Here is a 17,906-nt window from a genome sequence, read left to right on the forward strand (position 1 = left end):
GGCGACCACGGGGTGATGCCGCTCGGCTCGCAGGAGCCGGAATTTTTCGACGACACCGCGGTACAGCTGGCGCGGGTGCTCGGCGCGAACGTCACCGTCGCGCTCGATCACGCGCAGCGAACGGCCCAGCTCCGCGACCGCGACGCGGAGCTCCAGCGGGAGATCGACCGGTTAGAGAAGTTCGCCGGGCTCGTCTCGCACGACCTCCGGAACCCCCTCAACGTCGCGGCCGGCCGGCTCGAACTCGCGCGAACGACGGTGGACGACGGCGACACGCTCGACGATCTCGATCGGATCGCCGACGCTCACGACCGGATGGAGGAGCTCATCGACGACCTGCTCGCACTGGCGCGACAGGGGCGGACGGTCGACGAGCTGGTGTCCGTCTCGCTCGCCGACGCGGCCGCACGGGCGTGGCGGACGGTCAACACGGCGGACGCGACGCTGGATCTCCCCGAGAAGTCGCTCGCGGTCGACGCCGACCCGGAGCGGCTGCGCACCCTGCTGGAGAACCTGTTCACGAATAGCGTGGAACACGGTTCCACGAACAGCCGGACAGGGTCCGGCGACAGCGTGGCACATGCCGCCGACTCGACGGCGGACGCCGACGGCGTCACGGTCACCGTCGGCGCGCTCACGAACGGCTTCTACGTCGCGGACGACGGCGTCGGCTTCGAGATCGATCCCGACGAGGCGACGGAGTACGGGACGTCGAGCGACCCCACCGGAACGGGGTTCGGGCTCGCGATCGTCCACGAGATCGCGGCCGCGCACGGTTGGACGCTCGACGTGGTCGACGAGGACGGCGCGCGGTTCGAGTTCCGGACCGACGGCTGAGCGGGACCGGGCGACGCGAAGCAGGCGGTATATAAAACGGTCGTGGACGTGCGAGGGTGGCGCACACCCGAGCCACGGTTATGCCCGTTTCGACCGTACGATCCCGGTATGGACGAAGCCACCCGCGAGCTGCTCGAGCCGCTCCCGCCGAGCGCCAAACTGGTCTACTACGTCCTCGACGAGGAGGGCCGGTTCGACCAGACGGGGCTCGCCGAGGAGACCCGTCTCTCGACCCGAACCGTCCGGTTCGCGGTCGAGAAGCTCACCGAGGCCGGGCTCGTCGAGGAGGGGCTCTGCCCCAAGGACGCTCGCCGGTCCGTCTACGCGGCCGTCCCTCAGTCGGAGCGACCGACCGGCTCCGAGCCCGAGGCCGCCTCCGAGCCCGACGCGGAGGCGCCGACGGCGACCGCGGTCGCCGAGGACTGACGCCGACCGACGGGTTCCGTACCGATCCGTCGCGTTTTTGCCCGCGCGACCGGTAGTGAGCCCACTCGATGGCGACGTATCACATCGAAACCTACGGCTGTAGTTCCAACCGGGGCGAGAGCCGGGAGATCGAGCGGGCGCTGCGCGACGGCGGTCACCACCCGGCAGACGGTCCCGAAGACGCTGATGTCGCCATCCTCAACACCTGTACGGTCGTCGAGAAGACGGAGCGAAACATGCTCCGGCGCGCCGAGGAGCTGGAAGACGTGACCGCCGAGCTCGTCGTCACCGGCTGCATGGCGCTCGCGCAGGGCGAGATGTTCGAGGAGGCCGAGGTCGACGCCGAGATCCTCCACTGGGACGAGGTGCCCTCGTACGTGCTCAACGGCGAGTGCCCGACGGTCACCCCCGACGCCGAGCCCGTCTTAGACGGCGTCGTCGGCATCCTCCCCATCGCGCGCGGCTGTATGAGCAACTGCTCGTACTGCATCACGAAGTTCGCGACCGGGCGGGTCGACTCCCCGTCGGTCGAGGAGAACGTCGAGAAGGCCCGCGCGCTCGTCCACGCCGGCGCCAAGGAGATCCGCGTGACCGGACAGGACACCGGCGTCTACGGCTGGGACGACGGCGACCGGAAGCTCCCGGAGCTACTCGACCGGATCTGCGACATCGACGGCGAGTTCCGAGTCCGGCTCGGGATGGCGAACCCCGGCGGGATCCACGGCATCCACGAGGAACTGGCCGAGGTGTTCGCCGACAACGAGGAGCTGTACGACTTCATCCACGCGCCGGTCCAGTCGGGGTCCGACGAGGTGCTCGAAGACATGCGCCGACAGCACCGCGTCGAGAAGTTCCGAGAGATCGTCGACACCTTCGACGACCGGCTCGACCACTGGACGCTCTCGACCGACTTCATCGTCGGCTTCCCCACCGAGACCGACGACGACCACGAACGGTCGATGGACCTCCTCGCCGAGGTCCGCCCCGAGAAGATAAACGTCACCCGCTTCTCGAAGCGTCCCGGCACCGACGCCGCCGAGATGAAGGGGCTCGGCGGGACGATCAAGAAGGAGCGCTCGAAGGCGATGTCGGAGCTGAAGATGGAGGTCGTCGGCGAGGCGTACGAGTCGATGGTCGGCGAGACCTTCGAGGTGCTCGTCGTCGAGGAGGGCACCGGCGACTCCGTGAAGTGCCGCGACGGCGCCTACCGACAGATCATCGTCCAGAACGCCACCGAGCGCGGCGTGGACGTGGGCGACTTCCTCACCATCGAGGTGACCGGCCACAACACGGTCTACGCCTTCGGGGAACCGGTCGCGGCGGCGGATCGCGACTCGATCGACGGCGAGTCCGTCGAACGAGACGACCGCGGGGAATCGTCCGTCACGTCGGCCTGATCTTTCGGAGCGTCCGCGAGCTGTCGCGTCGCCTCGCGTCCCTCAGCTCTCGTCGCCGAAGCCGCCGACCGCCGGGTCGGCGGGCGACTCGGCGCGAGCAGGGAGCGTGATCCTGACGATCGTCCCCCGCGGATCGTTGTCCGCGAACTCGACCGCGCCGCCGGAGCGAGTCACCGCCCAGTATATCAGCCACAGGCCAAGTCCCTCAGTGTGTTCGAGCGGCGTCTCCGCGGCGTTTTCGAGCGCATTTCGCTCGCTCTGGGGAATCCCTCGTCCGGTGTCCGCGATGACGACGCCCGTCGTGCCGTCGTCGCGTCGCCGCACGTCGACGGTGATCTCCACGTCGGAGGGGTTGTGTTCGACCGCGTTCCGGAGCGCCTCGCGCAACGCGAGCGAGAACGCCGGATGCGTCCGCACGAGGCAACTGTCGGGCAAGTCCGTACGGACCGTCGCATCGGGGGCCTCCGTCAGCAGATCGGCCACCTCCTCGTCGACGGCGTCGACGAGGTCGAACGTTTCGAGCCCCTCCGTCCGCCAGATCGACACGATTCGCCGGGTTCGGTCGCTCGTCTCGACGAGCCCCTCCAAGTGGTCCCGCACGATACGCGTCCGCTCCGAGATGTCGGGCGTTTCGGCGGCGTTCCCGCTCGTCGCTCCCGGCGGTTCGATCCCCTCCCGTGCGTCCTCGAACCTCGCTCCCGCGTCTTCGATCTCCTCCAGATGGCCGAGCGCGATAGCGAGCTCGTTTCGGATGTTGTGACGCAGCACGCGGTCGTTGATCGACAGCAACGCGGCGAGCTCCTTTGCCTCGGTGAGCTGCTCGTCTGCCTGCACCGCGTACAGGCTGCCCCGAGAACCGACCGCCGACCCGAGGCTGGTGGCGAACGAGATCAGAAACGAGAGTTCGAACGCGTGGTGTTCGAGCAGCCAGATGAGCCAGACGACGCCGGCGAGCGCAACGAACGATACCGCCGTCCCGACGCTGATCCGCAGGGCGCGCCGCTGGCCGGCAAGAGAAACGTCCCACCGCGGGAGGTCGTACACCGTGTAGAAGACGATGCCGGAGAGGCAAAACACGAGGGCGGCCTCCAGCACCGTCCCAACGACCTCCCCTTCGAGCAGCAAATGTTGACCGCCGAGCCCGGCACAGAGAACACCCAGCGCGGCGAATCCGTTCCGGGGAGCGGTCCAAAAGACCATTGACGGACCTACTCCGTCACGATATATATTGGTTTCCAGATAGTTCACCGCGCCGGTCGTTTTCCTGCTACTCGACGTCGTAGATCAGTTCGACCTCGTCGGCGAAGCGGTCCAGGATGTTGCGCCGCTTCTTCTTCATCGTCGGCGTGAGCAGGTCGTTCTCCTCGGTGAACTCCTCGTCGACGATCCGGAACTGCTTGATCCGCTCGTACGGTTCGAACTCCTCGTTGACGCGGTCGACCTCCTCTTGGATCCGCTCGCGAACTCGGTCGTCGCGACAGATCTCCTTGCGGTCGTCGGGGAGGTCGATCCCCCGCGCGTCGGCCCACGCGTCCACCTTCTCAAAGTTCGGGACGATCAGCGCGGAGACGAACTTCCGGCCGTCGCCGAGCACGACGCACTGCTCGACAAACTCGTTGGCCGCGAACCGGTCCTCGATCGGTCCCGGCGCGACGTTCTTCCCGGTCGAGAGGACGAGCAGCTGCTTGGCGCGCTCGCGGAAGGCGACGTACCCGTCCGGCCTGAGCTGGACGATGTCACCGGTGTGGAACCAAGGCTCGTCCGGGTCGCCGTCGCGTTCGTCGGGGGGTGTGCCGGCGACGACGGCGTCCTCCGGGAGCCGGTCCGGATCGGTGAACGCCTCCGCGGTCGCGTCCGGGCGGTTCCAGTAGCCGTCGGTCACCTGCGGGCCGCGAACGAGCAGCTCGCCGACGTCGCCGGCCAGGTCCGCAGCCTCCTCGCCGACGACGGCGCCGTCGATCGCGACCTCGGTGTCGACCACCGGCGGGCCGATGGTGCCGACCTTCGGTTCCTCCGGCGGGTTGACGCAGATCACCGGGGAGGTCTCCGTGAGCCCGTACCCCTCTAAGATCGGGAGGTCCATCGCGTGGTACAGCGCGCACAGCTCCGCCGACAGCGACCCGCCGCCGGAGATGAAGAAGTCGACGTTGCCGCCGATCGCCTCCCGGACCGACGAGAACACCAGCTTGTCGGCGATCGCGCGCTTGGCGTCGAGCAGGGCGCCCGGCCTGTCGGCCTCGTGGTGGGCACGTCCCACCCCGACTGCCCACTCGAAGATGCGCTCTTTCACGGGCGATTCGCTCGCCTGCTCGCGGATCGCGTCGTACAGCTTCTCGTAGACGCGCGGGACGCTCGTGGTCGTCGTCGGGCGGACGAGCCCGAAGTCCTCGCGGAGGGTGTCGGGGCTCTCGGCGTAGCCGACCGTCGCGCCCGCCGCGAACATCATGTAGTGACCCGCGAGCCGCTCGAAGACGTGCGCGAGGGGGAGGAAGGAGAGCGTCGTCGACTCGGCGCTGATCCCCGGCACGTCGCCGTCGCGGTCCGGGCGGTCCGCGAAGCGCCGGTAACACTGGTTGACGTTCTCCCGGAAGTTCGCGTGGGTGAGCCGGACGCCCTTCGGCTGGCCCGTGGTCCCGGAGGTGTAGATGAGGCTCGCGAGGTCACCCACGTCGATCGCGTCGATCCACGACTGGTAGGCGTCCTCGTCGAACGCGTCGTCGCCGAGGGCGTGGACCTCGCCGAGGGTGTACACGTCGTCGACTGAGAGCCCGGTGTCGCCGTCGGCTCCGCCGCCACCGCCGATATCCGCGTCGAGGTCGGCCGTGTCCACGTCGTCGAACGTCACGAGCGCGTCGAGTTCGTGGTCGAGGGCGTCGGCGACCCCGAGCACCTCGTCGAGCAGTTCGCGGTTCTCCGCGACAACGACGGTCGCGCCGGGGTCCTCGATCAGGTAGCGGACCTGGTTCGGCGAGGAGGAGGCGTACACGGTCGTGACGGTCGCGCCCGCGGCCAGGGCCGCGAAGTCGGTCTGGGCCCACTCCATCCGGGTCTGCGCGTAGAGGGCCACGCGGGTGTCGCCGTCGACGCCGAGTTCGCGGAACCCGGTCGCGAGCCGCCGGACGATCGCGCGCATCTCGGCGTAGGTCACGTCGGCGTACTCGCCCGCCGAAGCGGGGGGGAGCACGCCGCTGGAGACCAGCGAGCGATCGTAGACATCGCCCTTGTACCGCTGGGCGAGCCGGTCCGCGTTGCGCTCGGCGGACCGTTCGAACGTGCGCGGGAGCGTCTCGCGGGCGACGACGTCGTCCGCGAACTCCCGTTCCGCCTCTCGCCAGTTCATACCACGACCTCTCGCCGACCCTCCATAAACAATGCGGTAGTTTCCTGTTTATTTCGGGCGAGAAGTCGCGGTTCCGGGTGAGAGAACCGATCGGCGACGGGCGAGGCGACAGGCAACCGAGGCGACGACAAGCGAGGCGACAGGCAACCGAGGCGACGACAAGCGAGGCGACAGGCAACCGAGGCGACGACAAGCGAGGCGACGGCAAGCGAGGGTTTAATTCCGAGAGCGCGCCAGGGGAAGTCGTGGACCCCGATCGGATCCCCGCCGAATTCCCCGCCCCGAGCTTCCGCGGGGCACAGGAGCGGGCGCTCGCGGACATCCGCGACGCGTTCGCCGCCGGTAACGACGTGGTCTTGGTGCGCGCGCCGACCGGCAGCGGCAAGTCCCTCCTCGCGCGGGCAATCATGGGCGCGTCGGCCACCGTCGACGAGACGGCCCCCAGCGAGGCGACCGGCGCCTACTACACCACCCCGCAGGTGTCGCAGATCGACGACGTGGAGGCCGACGACCTGCTCGACGACCTGGCGGTGATCCGGGGGAAATCGAACTACGACTGCATCCTCCCCGGCGAGCACGACACGCCGGTCAACCGCGCGCCCTGCGTCCGCCAGCAGGGGTTCGACTGCTCCGTGAAACACCGGTGCCCGTACTTCTCCGACCGCGCCATCGCCTCCGGGAACCGCTACGCGGCGATGACCCTCGCCTACTTCATGCGGACCGCCGGCTCGGAGGTGTTCCGCAAGCGCGACGCCGTCGTGATCGACGAGGCGCACGGGCTCGCGGAATGGGCGGAGATGTACGCGACGATCGAGCTCTCGCCCGACCGCGTCCCGGTGTGGGACGACGTGAGCGTCCCGGACGTGGAGGCCGACGCGGGCCCGGAGGAGGACGCGCTCGACCGCACCGCCCGCTTCGTCGCCTCCCTCCGCGATGTCGCGAAGCGCGCGAAAGACGAGCTGACCGGGCGGCCCGAACTCGACCGCGAGGAGGTGGCGCGTCGCGACCGCCTACAGGAACTCATCAGCGAGCTCGGCTGGTTCCTGGAGGACTACCGAGACCCGGAGTCGCCGACGACGTGGGTCGTCGACCAGCCCGACGGCGAGGGGTCGGCGCTCGCGATCAAACCCCTCGATCCGGCCCGCTACCTCCGGCACACCGTGTGGGATCGCGGGAACAAGTTCGCGCTGCTGTCCGCCACCATCCTCTCGAAGGAGGCGTTCTGCCGCGGGGTCGGCCTCGACCCCGCGAACGTCGCCCTCGTCGACGTCGAGCACACCTTCCCGCTCTCGAACCGGCCCCTGTACGACGTGACGCAGGGGTCGATGACCTACGAGCACCGCGACGAGACGGTGCCGAAGATCGCCCGGCTGATCGTCCGCCTGATGGCCGAACACCCGGACGAGAAGGGGCTCATCCACGCGCACTCGTACGACATCGCCGGGCGGCTCACCGAGCTGCTGGGCGAGTTCGGCGTCGCCGCACGGGTCCGGCGACACGACCGCGCGAACCGGGACGCGGAGCTGTCGGCGTGGAAGGCCAGCGACGACCCGGAGGTGTTCGTCTCCGTGAAGATGGAGGAGGCGCTCGACCTGAAAGGCGACCTCTGCCGGTGGCAGGTGGTGTGTAAGGCCCCGTACCGCAACACCAACGACTCGCGGGTCGCCCGCCGGCTCGCCGACGACCAGTGGGCGTGGTACCACCGGACCGCGCTCCGGACCGTCATCCAGGCGTGCGGCCGGGTCGTCCGCGCGCCCGACGACCGCGGCGCGACGTACCTCGCGGACGACTCGCTGCTCGACCTCTTCGACCGCGCGAAGGCCGACACGCCGCCGTGGTTCCGCGATCAGATCGACGCGATGACGACGCCGACGCTGCCCGACTTCGACCCCGACGCCGCGCTCGCCGGGATCGACGCCGATCCGTCCGGCCCGTCGCGGGCGACCCGGCGCGGGGGAACGACTCTCGGCGGGGAGGCGAGCGGAGGAGAGAGCGGAGGCGGGAGCCGCAAAGGCGGCCCGCGAGCGAACGGCTCGGGAGGGTCCGGCGGGACGGAAACGGGAGCGACCGACGGGACGGGCGGTAAAGGCGAAACGACGCGCACGCGCTCGGAGGCGGACGCGGAGCGCCGGGAGGATCACCCCCTTTCCGACGTCTGGGGCGACGGCTGAGGGTCGCCGATAGAAGGCCGGTAGCGGTATCGATCCGACTCGGACCGCGGTCGCGAGACCGGTTGCGTTCGACGCTACAGGAGCGAGACGCCCCACGCGGCCATGGAACTGACCATGAGGAACGCGAAGAACAGCGCGATCAACTGTTGTCTGTCCATGCACCGGCTACGGCCGCAGAGCGTGATAACTCCTGCGGGCGCGGGCCGCCGGACGGGTCAGCGCCGCCGACTCCGGACAGCGCCGGCCGGTCGGGGCGACCCGGAACGTATTATATTACCACGGACTGATCAATCGTCAATATATATCATATAAGGTGTATCAGGAACCTCAGTCAATTAGTAACCTTCATAAACCTTCACGCTACTACCTTAGGTATGGCAACGAAGGGGCTGGCGACCGCGCTGACGCTGTACGGGGCGCGAACACTGACACTCTCTCAGGCCGCCGCGCAGGCCGGGGTCAGCGAGGCTGAGTTCGTCGAGCAGTTGGAGCGCCGCGGGATCGACGTGACGGAATCGGAGCGCGCCGCCGCCCTCGGAGAGGAGCAGACCGCCCGCGCGGACTGATCGGAAGCGACACGCGGATCTACCGGTACTTTTCAGAGCCCGAGAGCGGTGCGGGTGCGACGCCCGCGACGCGTATCGACGCCCGAGAATCCGACCCGACGCCCGAGAATCCGACCCGACGCCCGCGACGGCCTACTCCTCGGGGACGAGGTGGACCTCGCCGCCGTGCTCGAACGCGAGCACCGTGTCGGCGTCGCCGTCGACGAAGTCGGGGTTCGGGACCGTCTTCGCCTCGTAGGTGACCGGGTCGAGCACCTGGATGGCGTTCTCGTCTTCCACGGTCACTACCGTCGTCTCCGCGGCGTCGTCGCGCCGCCCGAGCCGGGTCGCGTCCGGGGCCGCCGCGTCCTCGAACTCGGAGGTGTACTCCGCGCCGGTAGCGAGGCGAACGCCCCGAAGCCGACCGGAGACGCTCGTGACGAGCACGGGCCCGTCGCCGTCCTCGGGGTCGATTATCTCGCCCGCGGCGTAGCGGGGGAGGCGGACCGCGAACGTAACCCGGTACACCTCGTTGCCGTCGCCGTCCTCGGTGACGAGCGTCGGGTACGACTCGAAGCTCCCGCCGAGCGCCTCCGTGATCCGCGTCGCGACGTTCTGCGCGAGCCGGTTCGAGGAGAGCTTGACGTCCGGCCCGTCGTCGGTCTCTTTCACCTCCGTGATGAACGCCTCGCGGTCGCCGTCGGCCTCCTGATCGGCGACGTACGACTCGGCGATGTCGAGCGCCTCGGCGCGCTCCGCGGGCGTCAGGTCGCGCTCGTCCGCGCGGACCTGCACGATCCCGGCGTAGTAGCCGCCGGCGATCCGGCCGCAGCGGTCGCAGGTTCCCCGCGAGATCTTGACCGGGACGGTGACCTCCGCCGAGCGGAGCGTCCCGCGGACCACGCCGGAGAACCGGCAGTGCATCCGGACGTTGTTCTCGTCGACCTGCTCGGGCTCGACGCCCCACTCGACCTCTTCGGCGTCGACGTGGACGCCGAGCGCCTCCGCGACCTCGTCGACGGCGACGTCGGTGTAGTCGCGCGCGCCCACGTCCCGCCACGACTCGCCGCGGCGGACCGCGCCGCAGCCGGAACAGACCAGCACCTCGATCCGGTCGGGCGCGTCGACCAGCTCGAAGTCCTCGAAGTAGCAGTCGTCACACAGCAGCGCGTCCCGCCCTCGGGGGTCGCCGGGAAGCGGCTCGCGCCGCTCCGGGACGGCGTCGCCACACCGGGGACAGAACTCCCGCGACTCGCTCATTACCGGCGGCTACGCCGAGGAGGCGTTTAAGCGGCGCGGACCGCGCTCGATCGGCGCCACCGAACCGGCGTCTCGGGGCCGATCCCTCCGAAATCGTTTTTCGCGCGGACCGAGAACGGGTGGGTATGAGCGAGAACCCCGACGACGAACGGCTCGAAGAGCTGCGAGAGAAGAAGATGGAAGAGCTCCGCGAGCGCCAGCAGGGCGGCGGCGCCGACGCCGAGGCCCAACAGCAGGCGCAGGAGCGCGCCGAGGCCCAACAGGAGGCCGTGCTCAAGCAGTACCTCACGGACGGCGCGCGCCAGCGGCTCAACGCGGTCGCGATGTCGAAACCGGAGTTCGGCGACAAGGTGAAACAGCAGGTCGCGGCGCTCGCGCAGAGCGGCCGGATCCAGGGACAGATCGACGAAGACCAGATGCGCGACCTCCTGAAGGAACTCCAGCCCGACCAGCAGAGCTTCGACATCCAGCGGCGATAGATGGAGCTCGCGCTCCTGTACAGCGGGGGGAAAGACTCCTCGCTCGCCGCTCACCTGCTCGACCGGTTCTACGACGTGCGCTGCGTCACCGGGAGCTTCGGGCTCACGGACGACTGGAAGCACGCCGAGCGCGCGGCCGGCGAGCTCGGCTTCCCCTTCGAGCGCGTCGAACTCGACCGCGAGGTCGCCGAGGAGGCGGCCCGGACGATGATCGACGACGGCTATCCGCGAAACGGGATCCAACGGGTCCACGAACACGCCTTAGAGACGATCGCGAGCCGCGAGGTCGACGCCATCGCCGACGGGACGCGCCGCGACGACCGCGTTCCCACGGTGTCGCGCGCGCAGGCGCAGAGCCTGGAGGACCGCCACGGCAGCGACTACATCTCCCCGCTCTCCGGGTTCGGCCGCCACGCCGTCGACCGGCTCGTCGAAGAGACGTTCGACGTCCAACAGGGGCCGAGCGAGGAGGTCCCCAAGGCCGACTACGAAGACGAACTCCGGACGCTCATCGCCGACGAACACGGCCAGGAGACCGTCGGCGAGGTGTTCCCGGACCACGACCAGACGTACGTTCACGGACGGAGCGACTGAGCGGCTCGGTCGGCGAGAGCACGTGCCGTGCCACCCCGTTTCGATCTCTGTCGCCCCGTCTCGATCCCTGCCGCTCCGTTTCTCGGCGCTCGCGAGCCCCGAGCGGCGACCACAGGTCACCTAAACGGTTCTTTTGACACAGTGTAACGCGTTCTCCCGCCTCCCGAGTATCAATCGCCCGCACCCGATTATTCATCTCGATAACCGGGGGGTGGGGGTTAAAAATCGGAGCTGATTCCGGACGCGTGTGTGTCGTAACAGACCGATACAGGAACGCAACCGTCGCGAGCTGTTGGCCGCGGCGTCGGGGGGCGCCGTGCTCGGGCTCGGCGGCTGCCTCGGATCGAACGCCGAACGCACCGAAGACCGTCGAACGCCCCTCTCGGAGCGCACCCTCCGGTACGGCGGCGTGATGGCCCTCTCGGGCGGACTGGAGTCCGTCGGGACACCGATCGCCGACGCGGTCGAACTCCCGGGAAAACAGCTCGACGCCTCGGCCGTCGAGGCCGACGTCCAGTGGCGGATCGAGGACTCGAAGACGACTGCGCGCGGCGGCATCGACGCGATGCGGACGCTCGTCGACGCCGGGTTCCCGGCGGTCGCCGGGCCGCTCGGCTCCGACGTGACCCTACAGGCGGTCCAGCAGGCCTCCATTCCCGCGGAGGTGGTCAACTGCTCGCCCGCGAGCACGACTCCGACGCTCTCGATCCTCAACGACCGCGGGTTCAGTTTCCGAACCGCGCCGGACGACTCCCTGCAGGCCGTCGTCGCCGCGGGGCTTGCCGCCGACGAGCACGGCGCGTCGTCCGCGGCGACGCTGCACATCGCGGGCGACTACGGCCGGCAGCTCTCCGGCGCCTTCGCCACGTCGTTCGACGGCGAGATACAGCGACAGGTCTCCTTCTCGGACGAGTACGAGGAGCCGCTCGCGACCGCGCTCTCCGGCGATCCCGACCTGCTCTTCGTGATCGGCTACCCGGAGGACGGCGTCGAGATCTTCGGCCACTACTACGACGGCCACGCCGGCGGCGAGACCGTGTTCACCACCGACGGGATGATGGACCCGTCGCTCCCGGAGCAGGTGGGCGAGCCGATGGGGAACGTCTACGGGACGGCGCCGTCCTCGAACGGCCCCGGCTACGACGCGTTCGCGGAGCGCTACGAGTCCGAGTACGGGAGCGCCCCGGGTATCTTCACCGCGAACGGGTACGACGCCGCGGCGGTGCTCCTCCTCGCGAACGCCGCCGCGGGCGAGAACGACGGGGGCGCGATCCGCGAGCAGATGCGGGACGTCGTCTCTGAGGGCGGTACCGAAGTCACGCCGGACTCCCTCGCAGAGGGCGTGCGCCGCGCGGCCGCCGGCGACCCGGTCGAGTATCGGGGCGCGTCGAGCGAGGTCGTCTTCGACGAGAACGGCGACGTCTCCGGGATCGACTACGAGTACTTCCGGTACGACGCCGACGGGATCAGCGTCATCGAGGAGGTCGCTCCGGAGGTGGGGGCGTGAGCGGAACCGACTCCAGCGGAAACGACGACGCCGACGACTCGGTCGTCGGTCGGGTCGCGAGGCGGCTCACGCCGGGCGTGATCCGGCGTAACTACCGGGCGAAGTTCGTCATCTCCATCCTCCTCGTCGTGGTCGTCCTCGCGGCCGTCGGCGGCGTGAACTACGGGAGCGCCGAGGCCACGGTCGAGCGGGACGCCGAACAGCAGCTCACGTCGACGGTGGACATGCACGCCGACTCGATCAACGAGTGGGCGGTCTCGATGGAGACCCACACCCGGTCCGTCTCGTCGACGCAGGCGCTCGCGGGGGCGGACGCCGGGACCGCCGAGGGAGAGCTGATCCAGAAGCAGGCGCAGCTCCCGGTCGACGTGCGGGCGATCCACCTCGTCGACACCGCCGAGGGGAGCGTCGTCACGAGCACGTCGCCCGCGCTCCGCGGCGAGTCCGTCGACGGGATCGCGGCACCGTGGACCGACGTCGAGCCCGGCGTCGACCTCACCTCGTCGAACGACGTATGGAACTCGCCGACCGCCTACGAGTCGAGCGCCATGGGCGACCAGGTCATGGCGTTCGCCAGCCCCGTCGCGGGCGACGAGTCGCGCGTCGTCGTGCTGGTCGGCACGCTGGAGTACCGGGTCGACAACCTCCGGAAGCTCCACGCCGACCAGGAGACGACGATCGTCGGCGCCGACGGCGAGACCATCCTCTCCGGCGGCAACGCCACGCTGAACGCCGACGGCGACATCGTCGCCGAGCTCGGCGCGTCCCGCGACGGGACCGCCTTCGACCGCGGCGACGACGAGGTGGCGGCGTACGCCTCGACCGGCGACAAGGAGTGGGTCGCCGTCACCACCGTCCCGACCGCGCAGGCCTTCGCCGCGAGCGACGCGGTCGGCACCAGCGTCTTGACCGTGATCGGCGCCGGACTGCTCGCGCTCGTCGTCGTCGGGATCGCGTTGAGCCGGCAGACCGTCGGCCCGCTGCGCGACCTCCGCGACCGCGCGGAGCGCATGGAGGCCGGCGACCTCTCGGTCGATCTGGAGACGAACCGGATCGACGAGATCGGTCGGCTGTACGGGTCGTTCGGGGCGATGCGCGACTCCCTCAGCGACAAGATCGACGAGGCGGAGACCGCACAGGAGGCCGCCGAGGCCGAGCGCGAGCGGATGGCGCGGCGCAACGAGCAACTGCAGGCGACCGCCGACGACTACGGCGAGACGATGCGGGAGGCCGCCGACGGCGACCTCACCGCGCGGATGCGGACCGACGCCGACGACGAGGCGATGGCGGCGATCGCCGAGGAGTTCAACGGAATGATCGCGGAGATCGAGCGGACGTACGCCCGGCTCTCCGCGTTCGCGGACGAGGTCGCCTCGGCGTCCGAGCAGGCGACGGCCTCCGCCGAGGAGGTGGCCGAGACGGCCTCCGAGGTCGCGGGCTCGGTCGACGAGATATCGCAGGGAGCCGCCGATCAGAGCGAGTCGCTGACGGAGGTGAGCGACGAGATGAGCGACCTCTCCGCGACGATCGAGGAGGTCGCCTCGTCGTCCGACCAGGTCGCCGATGCCGCCGCGCGGACGGCGGAGGCCGGCGACAGCGGACAGGAGGCCGCCATGGACGCCATCGACGAGATGGAGGCGACCGAGGAGACCGTCGAGGAGGCGGTGGCGGCGATCCACGCGCTCGACGACGAGGTGAGCGAGGTGGACCAGCTCATCGACCGGATCTCGGAGATTGCGGAGCAGACGAACATCCTCGCGCTGAACGCCAACATCGAGGCCGCCCGCTCCGGCGGCGAGGCCGGCCAGGGCTTCGAGGTGGTCGCGGAGGAGATCAAGGCGCTGTCCGACGAGGTGAAGGACGCCGCGGAGAGTGCGGAGTCCCGCATCGACGCCATCCGCGAGCGGATGGACCGGTCGACGGCCGAGGTCGAGTCGACGAGCGAGCAGATCGACGACGCCGCGGAGCGCGTCGAGGCCGCCGTCGACGACCTCGAACACATCGCCGACCTCGCGGACGAGACCAACGACGGGGTCCAGGAGATCTCCGACGTGACCGAAGAGCAGGCCGCCTCCACCGAGGAGGTCGTCTCCATGGCCGACGAGGTGGCGACGATCAGCGAGGAGACCGCCTCCGAGGCGGACACCGTCGCCGCGGCCGCCGAGGAACAGACCACCTCGCTCACGGAGGTCTCGGAGTCCGTCTCCTCGCTCTCCGAGCGCGCCGCCCGGCTCTCGGAGACGCTCGACCGGTTCGAGACCGGCGTGGACGCCGCCTCGGCGGGCGGCGAGGAGGGCTCCCTCGGGGGGCCCGCGTCCGATCCCGGAGCCGCCGACCCCGCCCCGACGGGCGAGGCGAACTCGGACTGACCGGCTCGGGGCGAGTCCGGACCGAGCCGGCGGTCGCCCCCGAAAGGATGCTTTCAAGCGGGCGCTCGCCGAACCGACGCCCATGTACGATGGCCTCAAGGGATTCCGCGACTTCTACCCCGGCGAGCAGTCGGCCCGCCGCGAGGTGACGGACGCGATCGAGGACGCCGCGAGCCGGTACGGCTTCCGCGAGATCGCCACCCCCGCCCTGGAGCGGACGGAGATGTACGTCGACAAGTCCGGCGAGGAGATCGTCGAGGAGCTGTACGCCTTCGACGACAAAGGCGGCCGCGGCGTCTCGATGACGCCCGAACTCACGCCGACCGTCGCCCGGATGGTGGTCGCGAAGGGCCAGGAGCTCTCGAAGCCGATCAAGTGGGTGTCCACCCGGCCGTTCTGGCGCTACGAACAGGTCCAGCAGGGTCGGTTCCGCGAGTTCTACCAGACGAACATCGACGTGTTCGGCTCCTCGGCGCCCGAGGCCGACGCCGAGGTGCTCGCGGTCGCCGCCGACGCGCTCACGAGCCTGGGCCTCACCGGCGACGACTTCGAGTTCCGGGTCTCCCACCGCGACATCCTCGGCGGGCTCGTCCGGGCGCTCGCCGACGACCCGGACGCGGTCGACGCCGAGGCCGCGATCCGCGCGGTCGACAAGCGCGCGAAGGTCGACGACGGCGAGTACCTCGGGCTCCTCTCGGACGCCGGGCTCGACCGCGCGACCGCCCGCGAGTTCGACGACCTCATCACGGGCGTCGACGCCCCCGAGGACCTCGAAGACGTGGCCGAGGCCGGCGGCGAGGAGGTCGAGGCCGCCGTCGAGAACCTCCGGAACGTGCTCGCCGCGGCCGACGACTTCGGTGCGGGCGAGTTCTGCGAGGTGTCGCTGACGACCGCCCGCGGGCTCGACTACTACACCGGCGTCGTCTTCGAGTGCTTCGACTCTACCGGCGAGGTGTCCCGCTCCGTCTTCGGCGGCGGGCGCTACGACGACCTCATCGAGAGCTTCGGCGGCCAGCCCACTCCCGCGGTCGGCGTCGCGCCCGGCCACGCCACGCTCAAGCTCCTCTGTCAGCGCGCCGGCGTCTGGCCCGACGAGGAGCTGACGACCGACTACTACGTGCTCAGCGTCGGCGACACGCGGAGCGAGGCGGCCGCGCTCGCCCGCGACCTCCGCGCGCTCGGCGACGACGTGGTCGTCGAGCAGGACGTCTCCGACCGGTCGTTCGGCGCGCAGCTCGGCTACGCCGACTCGGTCAACGCCGAGACGGTCGTGGTCGTCGGCGAGCGCGACTTGGAGAACGGGGAGTACACCGTGAAAGACATGGCGAGCGGCGACGAGACGACCGTACCGGTCGACGACTTCCCGCCCGAGAACGGGCTGCCGACGTACGAGGACTACGAGTAAGTCCTCACCGACCGACGAAGGAGGAGCTTCCCTCAATGCTTTTCAACTGCGCGCCGGGACCGTGGGGACGATGATCCCCCTTGCGACAGCGATGCCGCCCGGCGAGATCGGCCTCCGCGTGGCGGCCGGCCTCGCCCTCATCCTGATCAACGCGTACTTCGTGGCGATCGAGTTCGGGCTGACCCGCCTGCGGCAGTACCCCGAATCGGAGATGGACACTCCCGGACTGCGGCGCGCGTGGGAGATGACCGATGACCTGGAGTTCTACCTCACCACCTGCCAAGTGTGGATCTCCGGGACGAGCATCGCACTCGGTATCGTCGCGGAGCCGGGGCTCGCCGCGCTGTTCGCGCCGCTGTTCGAGAACACGGCACTCGCGTCCGCCGGCGCGGGGTCGCTGCTGGGCTTTTTCATCATCAACATGGTCCACCTCACCCACGGCGAACAGACACCGACGTACCTCGGCGTCGAGCGCTCGAAGCAGGTCGCCGAGTACGGCGCGCGGCCGCTGTACTGGTTCGCGTGGCTCATCTCGCCGCTGATCAAGGTGGGCGACTGGGTCGCGAAGGCCACCCTCGGGCTGTTCGGCGTCGAGATGACCGGGTCGTGGACCGAGGCCGAAGAGGAGGTGCTGGAGACGCGCGCGCAGCTCCGCAACCGCCTCGGGTCGATGATGGAGGAGGTCGAACTCCCCGAGGAGCGGCGCGAGGAGGTGCTCAACGCCCTCGCCGTCGACGAGGTCGAGGTGACCGAGATCATGACGCCGGTCGGCGAGATCGTCACGCTGTCGACGACCGCGTCGGTCGCGGAGAACTTCGATCGCATTCGGGACACGCCGCACAGCCGCTTCCCGCTGGTGGGCGCGGAGCCGGAGGCGTTCGAGGGGACCGTGTACGCGCCCTCGATCGTCTCCAACTTCGAGGCCCTACAGCGGGGTGACGTGACCTTCGCGGAGATCGCGGCCCCGCCGATGACGGTCTCGGCCGACGCCAACGCGAGCGACGCCTACGACCGGTTCCAGGCGGAGAACCAGGAGCTCGCACTCGTGGTACGGGGCGGCGAGGTCGTCGGACTGCTCACCGCGACCGACGCGCTGGAGGCGGTGATGGGACAGCTCGAAGACCCGCTCGACGAGGGGAATTTATAAGACGGGGAGAACTGGCCGACGCGAGTGTGTCACGTGTATCGGTTCCAGTAGTCGATCGACCGATACGCGAGGAACAGGACGGCGTTGAGCAGCCCCGCCAATGCGACGAGCGCTCCGATTTGCGGACCGAGCGTCTTGAAGAGGCTCCCGGGACCGCCGATCTCGCTCACACCGTACGTGAAAAACGCCGCGATAACGCCCCAAACGAGCAGTATCGCGGCGATACGAGCGCCGTCGGCGATGTATTCTGATATCGAGTGTGTCGATGGGATGGAGGGCGGTGTCGGCACGGGTCCCCGTTTTCCCAACCGATTATTAAAATCCCCGATATGTGACCTACTCGTCTCGACTGATCCGATCTGATCGAATATAGGGAGAATTCTGCGCGGTATCCACATCTCGTACTCACCACGTCCGCCGGAATATGTC

At 69.4% G+C, this 17,906-nt stretch carries 15 protein-coding genes; 11 read left to right on the top strand and 4 right to left on the bottom strand.

The genetic code is table 11. From position 1 onward, the window contains the following. The 3 genes from C471_RS05020 to C471_RS05030 all read left to right on the top strand — a co-directional run. Positions 1-837: sensor histidine kinase (locus C471_RS05020; RefSeq protein ID WP_004046962.1), on the top strand; the 837-nt coding region annotated here is incomplete at its 5' end. Between the two features lie 108 nt (positions 838-945). Next, on the top strand, positions 946-1,263 hold the full coding sequence (locus tag C471_RS05025; RefSeq protein WP_004046963.1) for a winged helix-turn-helix transcriptional regulator: 318 nt from the start codon (positions 946-948) through the stop codon (positions 1,261-1,263). 68 nt (positions 1,264-1,331) lie between these two features. Next, positions 1,332-2,660, top strand: coding sequence for a tRNA (N(6)-L-threonylcarbamoyladenosine(37)-C(2))-methylthiotransferase (locus C471_RS05030; RefSeq protein ID WP_004046964.1), 1,329 nt, complete (start codon positions 1,332-1,334; stop codon positions 2,658-2,660). A 42-nt stretch (positions 2,661-2,702) separates the two neighbouring features. Here the strand turns inward: C471_RS05030 and C471_RS05035 are convergent, their stop codons facing one another. Next, positions 2,703-3,860 carry a sensor histidine kinase gene (locus C471_RS05035; RefSeq protein WP_080505534.1) on the bottom strand — a complete coding sequence of 386 codons (1,158 nt, stop codon included), beginning with the start codon at positions 3,858-3,860 and terminating at the stop codon, positions 2,703-2,705. A gap of 67 nt (positions 3,861-3,927) precedes the next feature. Continuing rightward, positions 3,928-6,000, bottom strand: a complete 2,073-nt coding sequence (locus tag C471_RS05040) for an AMP-dependent synthetase/ligase (protein WP_004046966.1) — start codon at positions 5,998-6,000, stop codon at positions 3,928-3,930. 245 nt (positions 6,001-6,245) lie between these two features. Here C471_RS05040 and C471_RS05045 point away from each other — a divergent pair, with 245 nt between their 5' ends. Together C471_RS05045 and C471_RS05050 are read left to right on the top strand one after the other, a co-directional pair. Beyond that, a complete protein-coding gene (locus C471_RS05045) occupies positions 6,246-8,171 on the top strand; it encodes a helicase C-terminal domain-containing protein (protein ID WP_004046967.1) in 1,926 nt (641 codons plus the stop codon). A 374-nt stretch (positions 8,172-8,545) separates the two neighbouring features. After that, a complete protein-coding gene (locus tag C471_RS05050; RefSeq protein WP_004046968.1) occupies positions 8,546-8,737 on the top strand; it encodes a UPF0175 family protein in 192 nt (63 codons plus the stop codon). Between the two features lie 132 nt (positions 8,738-8,869). Here C471_RS05050 and C471_RS05055 read toward each other — a convergent pair whose 3' ends face one another. Continuing rightward, entirely contained in the window at positions 8,870-9,976 is a 1,107-nt protein-coding gene (locus tag C471_RS05055; RefSeq protein ID WP_004046969.1) for a 60S ribosomal export protein NMD3, read from the bottom strand. Positions 9,977-10,101: 125 nt separating this feature from the next. Between C471_RS05055 and C471_RS05060 the strand changes: the two genes are divergently transcribed. From C471_RS05060 to C471_RS05085, 6 genes are all read left to right on the top strand, one after another. Beyond that, complete coding sequence (locus tag C471_RS05060) at positions 10,102-10,455, top strand: DNA-binding protein (protein ID WP_004046970.1); 354 nt, start codon at positions 10,102-10,104, stop codon at positions 10,453-10,455. Further along, a complete protein-coding gene (locus C471_RS05065) occupies positions 10,456-11,049 on the top strand; it encodes a DUF7411 family protein (RefSeq protein ID WP_004046971.1) in 594 nt (197 codons plus the stop codon). It abuts the gene before it with no gap. A gap of 247 nt (positions 11,050-11,296) precedes the next feature. Further along, a complete protein-coding gene (locus C471_RS05070) occupies positions 11,297-12,556 on the top strand; it encodes an ABC transporter substrate-binding protein (RefSeq protein WP_080505535.1) in 1,260 nt (419 codons plus the stop codon). Further along, positions 12,553-14,925 carry a methyl-accepting chemotaxis protein gene (locus C471_RS05075; protein ID WP_004046973.1) on the top strand — a complete coding sequence of 791 codons (2,373 nt, stop codon included), beginning with the start codon at positions 12,553-12,555 and terminating at the stop codon, positions 14,923-14,925. The genes C471_RS05070 and C471_RS05075 overlap by 4 nt, the downstream gene beginning before the upstream one ends. 82 nt (positions 14,926-15,007) lie before the next feature. Next, complete coding sequence (gene hisS / locus C471_RS05080; RefSeq protein ID WP_004046974.1) at positions 15,008-16,330, top strand: histidine--tRNA ligase; 1,323 nt, start codon at positions 15,008-15,010, stop codon at positions 16,328-16,330. 70 nt (positions 16,331-16,400) lie between these two features. Then, entirely contained in the window at positions 16,401-17,477 is a 1,077-nt protein-coding gene (locus tag C471_RS05085) for a CNNM domain-containing protein (protein WP_049908974.1), read from the top strand. A 29-nt stretch (positions 17,478-17,506) separates the two neighbouring features. Here C471_RS05085 and C471_RS17900 read toward each other — a convergent pair whose 3' ends face one another. Then, the gene (locus C471_RS17900; RefSeq protein ID WP_204365926.1) at positions 17,507-17,647 is read right to left on the bottom strand and encodes a hypothetical protein; all 141 of its coding nucleotides are present in this window, start codon (positions 17,645-17,647) and stop codon (positions 17,507-17,509) included. Positions 17,648-17,906: the final 259 nt, after the last annotated feature.

Source organism: Halorubrum saccharovorum DSM 1137, assembly GCF_000337915.1.
GTDB lineage: Archaea > Halobacteriota > Halobacteria > Halobacteriales > Haloferacaceae > Halorubrum > Halorubrum saccharovorum.